The organism is Oceanobacillus indicireducens, assembly GCF_014647195.1.
In the GTDB taxonomy this organism is placed as follows: domain Bacteria; phylum Bacillota; class Bacilli; order Bacillales; family Amphibacillaceae; genus Oceanobacillus; species Oceanobacillus indicireducens.
The window spans coordinates 1-9,614 of the sequence record NZ_BMOS01000056.1; the positions used below are offsets into that span (position 1 = coordinate 1).

The 9,614-nt window shown below is 33.3% G+C and carries 6 protein-coding genes and 1 pseudogene; 6 read left to right on the forward strand and 1 reads right to left on the reverse strand.

Features of this window, described 5'->3' with window-relative positions:
- Positions 1 to 42 precede the first annotated feature (42 nt).
- The 3 genes and pseudogenes from IEX94_RS20355 to IEX94_RS18845 form a co-directional block, all read left to right on the forward strand.
- A pseudogene (locus IEX94_RS20355) lies at positions 43 to 264 on the forward strand (type I restriction enzyme HsdR N-terminal domain-containing protein); the annotation flags it as partial.
- Between the two features lie 6 nt (positions 265 to 270).
- Complete coding sequence (locus tag IEX94_RS18840; RefSeq protein ID WP_229782806.1) at positions 271 to 1,845, forward strand: HsdM family class I SAM-dependent methyltransferase; 1,575 nt, start codon at positions 271 to 273, stop codon at positions 1,843 to 1,845.
- A gap of 35 nt (positions 1,846 to 1,880) precedes the next feature.
- Positions 1,881 to 3,296, forward strand: coding sequence for a restriction endonuclease subunit S (locus IEX94_RS18845; protein WP_188859729.1), 1,416 nt, complete (start codon positions 1,881 to 1,883; stop codon positions 3,294 to 3,296).
- Positions 3,297 to 4,137: 841 nt separating this feature from the next.
- Here the strand turns inward: IEX94_RS18845 and IEX94_RS18850 are convergent.
- Positions 4,138 to 5,478: a reverse transcriptase/maturase family protein gene (locus IEX94_RS18850; RefSeq protein ID WP_188859731.1), complete on the reverse strand. Its 1,341-nt coding sequence runs from the start codon at positions 5,476 to 5,478 to the stop codon at positions 4,138 to 4,140.
- Between the two features lie 1,071 nt (positions 5,479 to 6,549).
- On the opposite strand from IEX94_RS18850, the gene IEX94_RS18855 reads away from it, so the two are divergent.
- From IEX94_RS18855 to IEX94_RS18865, 3 genes are read left to right on the forward strand one after another with little or no spacing between them, the layout of a single operon-like run.
- Positions 6,550 to 7,545, forward strand: coding sequence for an SMODS domain-containing nucleotidyltransferase (locus tag IEX94_RS18855; protein ID WP_188859734.1), 996 nt, complete (start codon positions 6,550 to 6,552; stop codon positions 7,543 to 7,545).
- Entirely contained in the window at positions 7,545 to 9,254 is a 1,710-nt protein-coding gene (locus IEX94_RS18860) for a ThiF family adenylyltransferase (RefSeq protein WP_188859736.1), read from the forward strand. Before IEX94_RS18855 ends, IEX94_RS18860 begins: the two co-directional genes overlap by 1 nt.
- Positions 9,251 to 9,571 carry a Mov34/MPN/PAD-1 family protein gene (locus IEX94_RS18865; protein WP_188859738.1) on the forward strand — a complete coding sequence of 107 codons (321 nt, stop codon included), beginning with the start codon at positions 9,251 to 9,253 and terminating at the stop codon, positions 9,569 to 9,571. Before IEX94_RS18860 ends, IEX94_RS18865 begins: the two co-directional genes overlap by 4 nt.
- The last annotated feature ends 43 nt before the right edge of the window (positions 9,572 to 9,614 follow it).

The window sequence follows — 9,614 nt, forward strand, 5'->3', positions numbered from 1 at the left end:
CATGCATAAAAGAAGTGCCATAACCTACATTTTTAGTTTGCCATAAACAGTAGGGAGAAGAAACGAGCAGATATTGTTATTTTTGATAAACACCAAACTACTTCTCCTTATATAATAGTTGAATTAAAAAAACCAAAATTAAAAGATGGGAAAGAACAGTTAAAATCATATTGTAATGCTACTGGTGCACCTATTGGTATTTGGACTAACGGTGATTCAATATCATACTATCACCGGAAAGACCCGAATTATTTTGAGGATATACCGGGAATGCCAAAGGCTGATCAAAAGCTTTCTGATATATTGGAAGAACGCTGGACCATCGATGACTTAGTGGAAAGAGATAAGCTTGTAACAGAACGTAAATCATTAAAAGATTTAATTTTAGAATTAGAAGATGAAGTCTTGGCTAATGCAGGTGTGGATGTTTTTGAAGAAGTATTTAAATTAATCTTTACGAAGTTATATGATGAGATGGAGAGTGGTAGAAACAGTAATCGTCATTTAGAATTTAGAAATTATGGTGATACAGAAAGTGAATTAAAAGAAAAAGTTCAACGATTATTTGATAGAGCAAAAAATAAGTGGGAAGGTGTGTTCACCAATGATGCACAAATAATGCTAACACCTTCTCATTTATCCATCTGTGTTGCATCCTTACAAGATGTTAAACTATTTAATTCAAACCTTGAGGTAGTTGATGAAGCATTTGAATACCTAATATCCAAAAGTAGTAAAGGAGAGAAGGGTCAATATTTCACACCTAGATATGTTATTGATATGTGTGTGAAAATGTTAAATCCGCAAGAACATGAAACTATGATTGATACTGCAGCTGGTAGTAGTGGATTTACGGTTCATACAATTTTCCATGTTTGGGAACAAATAATGGAAGATGAAGGATTAAATAAGAGTCATCTATTCACATCAGAACTTAAACCTCCACGTTGTGTTGATTATGTAAAAGATAAAGTGTTTGCAATCGACTTTGATGAAAAAACAGTTCGTGTGGCAAGAACATTAAATTTGATTGCAGGAGATGGTCAAACAAATGTTCTTCATTTAAATACATTAGATTATGAACGTTGGGACGAAAGAACAGAGGATGAAAATTGGCAAGATATATATTTTGAAGGCTGGAGAAAGTTAAAAAGGTTAAGAACTAAAAGAAATAGTAATCGAGATTTTAAATTTGATGTACTTATGGCCAACCCGCCGTTCGCCGGTGATATAAAAGAAAGTAGGATTATCTCAAAATACGAGTTAGGTAAAAGAGCAAATGGCAAATACCAAAATAGCGTAGTACGGGATATCTTATTTATTGAACGTAACTTGGATTTCTTGAAACCGGGCGGAAGAATGGCAATTGTTTTACCACAAGGTAGATTTAATAATAGCAGTGATAAAAGAATCAGAGAGTATATTGCAGAGCAGTGCCGCATTTTAGCTGTAGTTGGATTAGATGGAAATGTGTTTAAACCGCATACTGGTACAAAAACGAGTGTGTTGTTTGTACAGAAATGGGATGATGAATTATGTCCAAAAGTAGAAGACTATCCTATTTTCTTTGCAACTATGAAAGAACCTAGTAAGGATAGTAGTGGTGATAAGATTTTTGTCCGTAAAAAAGATTACCCCAATGCGAAACAATACAACCAAGGAGCTAATCCAACAGATATTTACAATGATGTACCAGAAGATTTAGATGAATATTTGTTAGACAGTCATGGTCATTTAATTGTAAAACATGACTTGTTTAATCATGATGGATTAACACAAGATGGTATAGCAGAAGCATTTATTGAGTTTGCCAAAAAGGAAGGATTTTCTTTCTTGGGAAAGTAAATAGCCCTTTCGATGAAGTCAAATATAACAATTTGTTGAAAGGGCTGGAAGCATGTGAGCTTAATCGATCAGAGCTGGAAAATCAATTTACTATAGGTTCAGAGTACTATAAGCAAGAGTTTGTAAGAATTGTAGATATATTAAATAAATCAACTTATCCTATAAAAGAATTAAAAGATTGTACCTACCTAATTACAGATGGTGATCATGGTGCTACTCAATATAAAGATTCTGGTGTGCTTTATTTACTTAGTGAATCAGTTAAAGAGGGATACATTGACCTAAATGGTGGTGGTATCAGATATATAAGTAATGAATTGCATAATAGTTTAAAAAGATCTGTTTTAAGAACTGGTAATGTTGTTGTTACGAAAACTGGAGCTTATTATGGTAAAAGTGCTGTTATACCTAAAAATATAATTGAGGCAAATACTAGTGCACATGTTGCGAAAATTGTAGTTAAAGATGATGTATTAAACCCTTATTTTTTGTCAACATTTCTTAATTCAAAATATGGTTATTCTCAGTTAAGAAGAAGAGGTATTAAAGTTTCTAGACCTGAAATTAAACTTATTGAATTTCAAGATATAAAGATACCAATACCTAGTATGGACTTTCAAGAGAAGATAGAACAAATCACTCTTGAATGCCAAATTTTACTCAATAAGTTAAGCGATGAATACGAAAAAGCTGAAAGTGATTTATTAAAAGAAATTTCCTTCAAAGATTATGAGCTGAGCAATAGAAACATTAATGTAAAGAATTTCAAAAAATCATTTTTTGGTTCTGGAAGACTAGATGCTGAATATTATCAACCTAAATATGAAGGTATTGAAGAGATCATTAAGAGTTATAAAAATGGTTTTACCTATATTGGTAAAGAATTTGAGCAAGTAAAGAATACCTCGAAAAAAACAGAAGGGTATTATAATTATATTGAAATCGGTGATATTAATATTGGTAATGGATTTGCTACGTACAATAGAATTGCAACGGAAAAATTACCAGCAAATGCTAAGATTGAGGCTAAAAAGGGGGATATATTAATATCTAAGGTCAGGCCTAACCGGGGTGCAGTAACAATAATAGATTTTGATGTAGAGAATTTAATTGTTTCAAGTGCCTTTAGAGTATTGCGTAAAAAAGAAGAAGGTAATTTTACTAATAAAACTTTGAAAGTTTTATTACGTTCAAAGGTTTATAAAGAATGGCTTTTAAAATTTAATGTAGGTACTCAATATCCAGTCATTCGAGATGAAGATATATTGAATTTACCTATTCCAAAGATTACCCAAATAAAACAACAGGAAATTGCTAATAACATAGAACAATCACAAAAAGTAAAAGAAAAAACCGAATTATTACTAGATGTAGCAAAACAAGCAGTAGAAATTGCTATTGAACAAGACGAGCCTACAGCAATTAATTTTATTAATAGTAAAATCAATTAAAGGTAACCAGAAGGGGCTGTTGCACAATCAGATAACTGATTGTACAACAGCTTTTTTGTGTAAACACAAAAAAACAGACCACAAAGGGTCTGCTCTCGTGTATTATTAATTTATGACTAATAAAACAATAATACAACCCCAGTATACGCAAGCATCCGGTAATTATCAATTATATCTGATTATTTCACGCTAATAAGTCCATATATACATAAGGTCGAGTCTTCTGGTTTCCAATACAAGTCCACCAATATTCGGTTGAGGTCCGTATATAAAAATACTGATTTACCCTATATGGAGAAAAGGACTTTTCAACCACAGCGTCAGCTGCTTGTCCTTTACGATTGTGCCAATTCTTAGTGATCGCTGGAAGGGGTCGGGGCCCCGCCAGCGGAACTTAGAATTGATTGTCCGTGGTACGCTATTGACGCGGATGGAGCCATAAAGGCTTATTTTTCCATCCGCCATAACTTCACTACCACGGACACAAACAATGGTAAAGGATGGTGGCGATGTTAACCTATGCCTGGCTTGAAAAAGCAAGTCATTCTATTCTAGTTGATTAGTGAACTTGAAGCATGAAACGGTGGACCTCAAGTGCATATTCCCACTTAAGACACAATTTTTATCCGCCATTGCCATTTCTTCTACATCCATCGGTAGATATAATGATTATTTCTCATAAAGAAGTCCACCAATATTCAAGTCGAGTCCACCGGGTTTTGCGCACAGTTTTTCAAATCAGACTAAGGTTTTGGAGTTGTTGGGGTCAGACTCACAAAAGTCTGCACCGAAGCCTTTTTTAATTGGATAATGAAACGAGTCCTTGTGCCATGTTTAGAATTTACACATGGATCCTCACCCCTAAACGCTTCTCAATCTTTTTCTTTCTATTTTTAATTTGATTCATCATTAGGTTAGTCGTGTTCGGTGATATCTCATCAAACTTTTTTTGAGCTCTTTTTGCATATGTAATAAAATTACCATGTTCCCCCCGATCAATCCCGAGGTCTGTATATAAGCCGTAGATTTGTTTCCTATAGGGTAATTTTGATAGGTTCTTTTTATATTTAATTTTCTTGGCATAATCAATTAACTTATATGCTTCTCTGTAAAATTTGTATGGGCTTTTGCCTCTCATTTTTACAGTTTGACCATCAAATATAAAGCCAAGATAATCTAGATGATGTTTTTCGGAATCGTTCATTCGATATATTTGTTTATTCCGATAAGCCAATAACTCGGTTTTGCTTTCTTGTAACTCAATTTTATTCTTATCTGAGATATCCCTAATTTTCTTTTCTATTTCTTTAAATTCATTTATTGAAGTAGTTCCGTTCTTGGACTTCTTTGGAATTACTATGATGAAGTCATCTGAATATCTTCTATAAATACCATCGTATTGCTGCGAAAGCTTCTTCATTGCAATGTCAAAGTATAATGCATAAATATTTGCAAATACTACGCTGATTGCGCTACCTTGAGGGATGCCGCACTTCTTGCTGTTATACTCGCATGGGTGCATACGTTGAAATTTGCGGAATTCCCTCAGACTCTTAAAGTAGCTCTTGTGCCTTTTGTTATTAATTCGGTTTACTATTTCAGGTATGGTTTGTAAAAAGGATTTTTCATAATACCCATACTTAGTAATGGAACGATAAATATTGTACCAATCATCACTTAATTTATTTACATCTAATACTTCTATCAGGAGTTCTTTCAGTAATCGGTGATTTATTTTATTGAAAAACTTAGTGAAATCTCCGACTAAAATATATGCTTCCTCGTAGTTTACGGTGGTATTAATTACTTCAGCCGCGAATTCAATATTGGAATGTCTTTTTTTGTTATTTCTATAAGCTGTTGAGCACTCGTCTATCTTGTGTTTATCAGTGATAATATTATATCTAGTATTGAGTTGTTCAGCGTAATATTTATAAATAAAGCCATCGAGATGCCCTGCATACATAATCTCGCGTTCCTTATCGTCAATCGGACGATTGTTCCTATCGGGATTGGGTTTTCCTATATATTTATCATAGGATGATACATAAAATATAAATGGCAAAAAGCTATGTTTAGCGACTTTTTCTTGGTCTGTAACATAGCTTTCTACTTTTTCAATATTTATTCTATGATCAAAATGCATATAACCTTTTGTTTCATATTTTTTAGGATTGAGCATATCTACACCTCTTTTTGGAGCGAAAGGAACTGCAGACCTGGTCTCTGACGATAGTTCCTTTTGCACACGGTGCCATAGGCCTCGCATTATTGGCTATTTTTACATGCAGGCCACCAGGGGATGTCAACTCTTCAGGTACAATGTGATTATTAACGTCAATAACAAGGAGGTTGATTTAGTGAATAAGATTACGATTTCATTTCTCACTTGCTGGTTAGATTGGTTGTTAACGATATCGTTAATAAGCAATCTAACTTCTCCTCAAGACTTGGTCGAATTGATTTCGATTCAGTTCATAATATTGGACAGTTTCAAACATTGTATTCTACTAGCATAGTAATAGTAGGCAAATTATATTATAGCATTTATAGGTAAATTTTTCTAGTTTAGTAGTATATAAGTTCTTCATTATTCGAATATCTCCTAAATTTCAATATTCAATGCAACCTCCTGTGAAAAACGACGATAGGGTCGGACGAATAGATGCTTAGAATTAATTTTGGTTGTGCTATTATATTTGACCAGATGTTCCTGATAGGCAATATTTGCTTTTATCCTAAGGTAGATCCACTATAAGGACAAAAAGTTAAGTCAATGTAGCGTACTAACGTAATAAATACTATCTTTAGATTAGTATAAACGTCATATGTGTTTATTCATTAACTGATCGACCTACCTAATTGCCAAACCCTAAAATTCCAAATTCCATATTCCATTAACATCAATCCAATAAAAAAACAACTATATATAGTGTTGAGGCTGAGTTACGATTTCAATATATTGTGTTTGTGTGTTATCCTAATAGGACATACAATTTTTCATTAAATTAAGAATACAATTTGTAATCATTAATTGATAGTTCAGAATTTAGTTAATAATTTATGGCTTAATTGCTAAGCTGCTACTCCATAGAAGATAATAAAATGAATGGTAATAAATAATTCCTAAATTGAAGTATTAAATATTTCAATTATTAAAGGAGATATTATTGTATTTATAATCTACGCTTTTCTAGAACGTATATTCGTGTTAGAGTATGAAATAGGACTTATAATTAAGGGGGATTATGTAATGGTAAAACAATCTCAGTTTATCAAGTTTCTTCAGGAAATTGAACCGAGCCAAATCACAAAGAAAGATGCTAAAAATGGTCATGAGAACTTAAGAAAATATTTAAAAGAAGATGATACATTTGAAAAATATCATGTATCAGACTTTTTATCAGGTTCCTATAGACGTAATACTGCCATTAGACCTAGAATGTTGAATGGTGAACTTGCAAGACCAGATGTTGATATTATTGTTGTTACAAACCATACAACAGAAGATGAACCTCAGGAAGTAATCGATTTATTATATGATACGTTAAAAGTTAAGTATTCTACTATTAGAAAGCAGGCTCGTTCAGTTGGGATAGAAACAAGTAAAGTAGATATGGATGTAGTTCCTATTATCGCACCAGATGGAATGGAAGGAACTTTATATATTCCAGACAGAAAAATGGAGGAATGGCTAGAAACGAATCCGCCAAAGCATACAAGTTGGACAACTGAAGTAAATAACGATAGTGATGGACGTTTTAAACCACTAGTCAAATTAATGAAATGGTGGCGTCGTCAAAATCCTACAATTTCAAAGAAGCCAAAAGGATTTGTAATTGAATGCATCGTTGCCGAATGTATGGATTTTGAGGAAACTAATTATGGAGAATTATTTGTAGGTACTTTAGAGTCTATTGTTGATAAGTATGCATTATATATTGCGATAGAGTCAGTTCCTCATATTGATGATCCAGGAGTGTCAGGTAATTCAGTGACAAAGGGTATTACATTTGATGCCTTCAAGGGATTTTATAATAAAATAAAATCTCATGGAGAAAAGGGAAGAAAAGCATTAAATGAAAAGAATGATGATAAGGCTTTAAAACTGTGGAGAGAAATATTTGGAGAGCGTTTCCCTGAAAATGGTACTAGAAATGACTCATTTTTGTTAAAAGGTGCAGCAGAACCCGAGTTATCTTTTCCAGATAGAGCTGTAAAACCGAATAAACCAGGAGGATTTGCTTAATGAAATATTGGTTTTTAGAGGATTTATCCCGGTTGTCAAAAGAAAAAGAGGAGATAGAAAATTTATATTCGAAAGCGGATTGGTTACAAGAAATAGAGTGGATTTTAGAAAGTGAGTTAACTTTAATAGCTAGGATAAAAGCTCATGGACATATTTATGAGGTAAAGCTTAGTTATCATGCTTATTTTCCTTCAACTCCACCAACAGTAACCCCACTAGATAAAGAAATAAATTGGTCAGAACATCAATATTTTAGTGGGACGTTATGTCTTGAATGGGGTCCGGATAATTGGCATCCATCCATTACTGGGGCACAAATGTTAGAGAGTGCTTACAAGCTTATTTACTCTGAAAACCCTTATGGTAATAATAAGCAAAAAGAAATAATCCCTTCTAGACATTTTCTAACTCAGGGACAGGAATTAAGAAATAAATATTTTCGATTCTATGCTGGACAAGAACTTCTTGAATACTTAACCAAATTACAACGGAATGAAGTATTTAATATCTATTATACATTTCTAATAGAGAATAGAACTGTTGTATTTCATGTTCTTGAAATAAGAACTACTGAGGATGTTCTTTGGACAAATATTGAATTCCCTGCTCATCTTAAACCGGAGGAACCAGATGTAGGTATTGTTATAAATACTAACCTAGCAAAGGAAAAGATAAAAACCATAAAAACTTTAAGTGAAATAGAAAAGCTATACAAATGGCAATTTTTTGAAGAGTTAACTAGTGCTAAGTTTGTGATTTTGCTTGATAATACTGGAAATCCACATGCCCTATTCGGCTTTTTAGAAAATAAAGAACTATCCGTTGTTTCTTTAATCTTCGATAAGCGTGATAAAAAAAGACTACCGAGTCCTCTAGAAACCTTAAAAAACAAAAAGGTTGGCATTGTGGCTCTTGGATCCTTGGGAAGTAAAGTTTCAATTTCGCTTGGTAGGATGGGAGTAGAGCATTTTTATATAGTTGATGATGATTTATTCATGTCAGGAAATATTGAAAGGCATATACTTGATTGGAAGAGTATAGGCTCACATAAAGTTGATGCGATAAAGAGTCAACTACTAAGCTTGTCATCCCGAATGAAAGTACAAGTATCTAGAACTAATATATCTGGACAAGAAGCGACTTCTGCATTAGACAGTGTATTATTATCCCTTGGTAAATGTGATCTAATTTTAGATGCAACAGCAAATCCAAAAGTTTTTAATTATCTATCAGCGGTAAGTACTACAAACAATATACCAATGGTTTGGGGAGAAATTTTTGCTGGAGGTATTGGAGGATTAATAGCAAGGAGTCGTCCAGAATTAGATCCAGATCCACTGACTATGAGAGCCCTACTAAATGGCTATACGCAAAGGCTACCAGAGTTTAAATATAATAGTAAGAGTGAGCCGTACTTAGCGGAATTAGATGAAAATCAAGTCATGATTGCATCGGATGCAGACGTTTCTGTAATTGCTAGCCATATATCTAGGTTTGCTACAGACAGTCTTGTAGAGGGGGCTGATTCAATATTTCCTTATTCAATGTATTTAATAGGAATGTCTAATTCATGGATATTCGAGGCGCCATTTGATACACACCCAATAAACACTTCTGCATTAATGGAGAAAGAGAATTTCATTTCCCCGACAGAAGAGGAAGAAAGAGTGAAGGAATTTTTGCAATCACTACTGGAGAAAAAGAAATGATAAAGATAATCCTTCCTAAACATATCGAAGTGCAAATAAAACAAGAATTAGAAGAAGCTGGGGGACGAGAAATTGGTGGAGTTCTAATGGGAGAACATGTAAATAAAAATACATTTCGTATTTCGGATATTACTGTTCAGCGAAGAGGTGGTACAGTAATAACGTTTATTCGCGATATAAAAGAATCATTACAGAAATTAAGAGAGTTTTTTAAAAGGACAAACCACCAATATAAGCAATATAATTATTTAGGTGAATGGCACTCGCACCCTTCATTTAGCTTATCTCCAAGCATACAGGATCAAAAAAGTAGGTAACGTCAAAAGTTCTATGAAAACCAAGTGAAGAATCATCTACATG

What these genes read in the sequence shown, in the direction of transcription:
- IEX94_RS18840 (WP_229782806.1), top strand. Translation starts at nt 271, where the DNA reads ATGCCAAAGGCTGATCAAAAGCTTTCTGATATATTGGAAGAACGCTGG.
- IEX94_RS18850 (WP_188859731.1), bottom strand. Translation starts at nt 5,478, where the DNA reads ATGCTCAATCCTAAAAAATATGAAACAAAAGGTTATATGCATTTTGAT.
- IEX94_RS18855 (WP_188859734.1), top strand. Translation starts at nt 6,550, where the DNA reads ATGGTAAAACAATCTCAGTTTATCAAGTTTCTTCAGGAAATTGAACCG.
- IEX94_RS18860 (WP_188859736.1), top strand. Translation starts at nt 7,545, where the DNA reads ATGAAATATTGGTTTTTAGAGGATTTATCCCGGTTGTCAAAAGAAAAA.
- IEX94_RS18865 (WP_188859738.1), top strand. Translation starts at nt 9,251, where the DNA reads ATGATAAAGATAATCCTTCCTAAACATATCGAAGTGCAAATAAAACAA.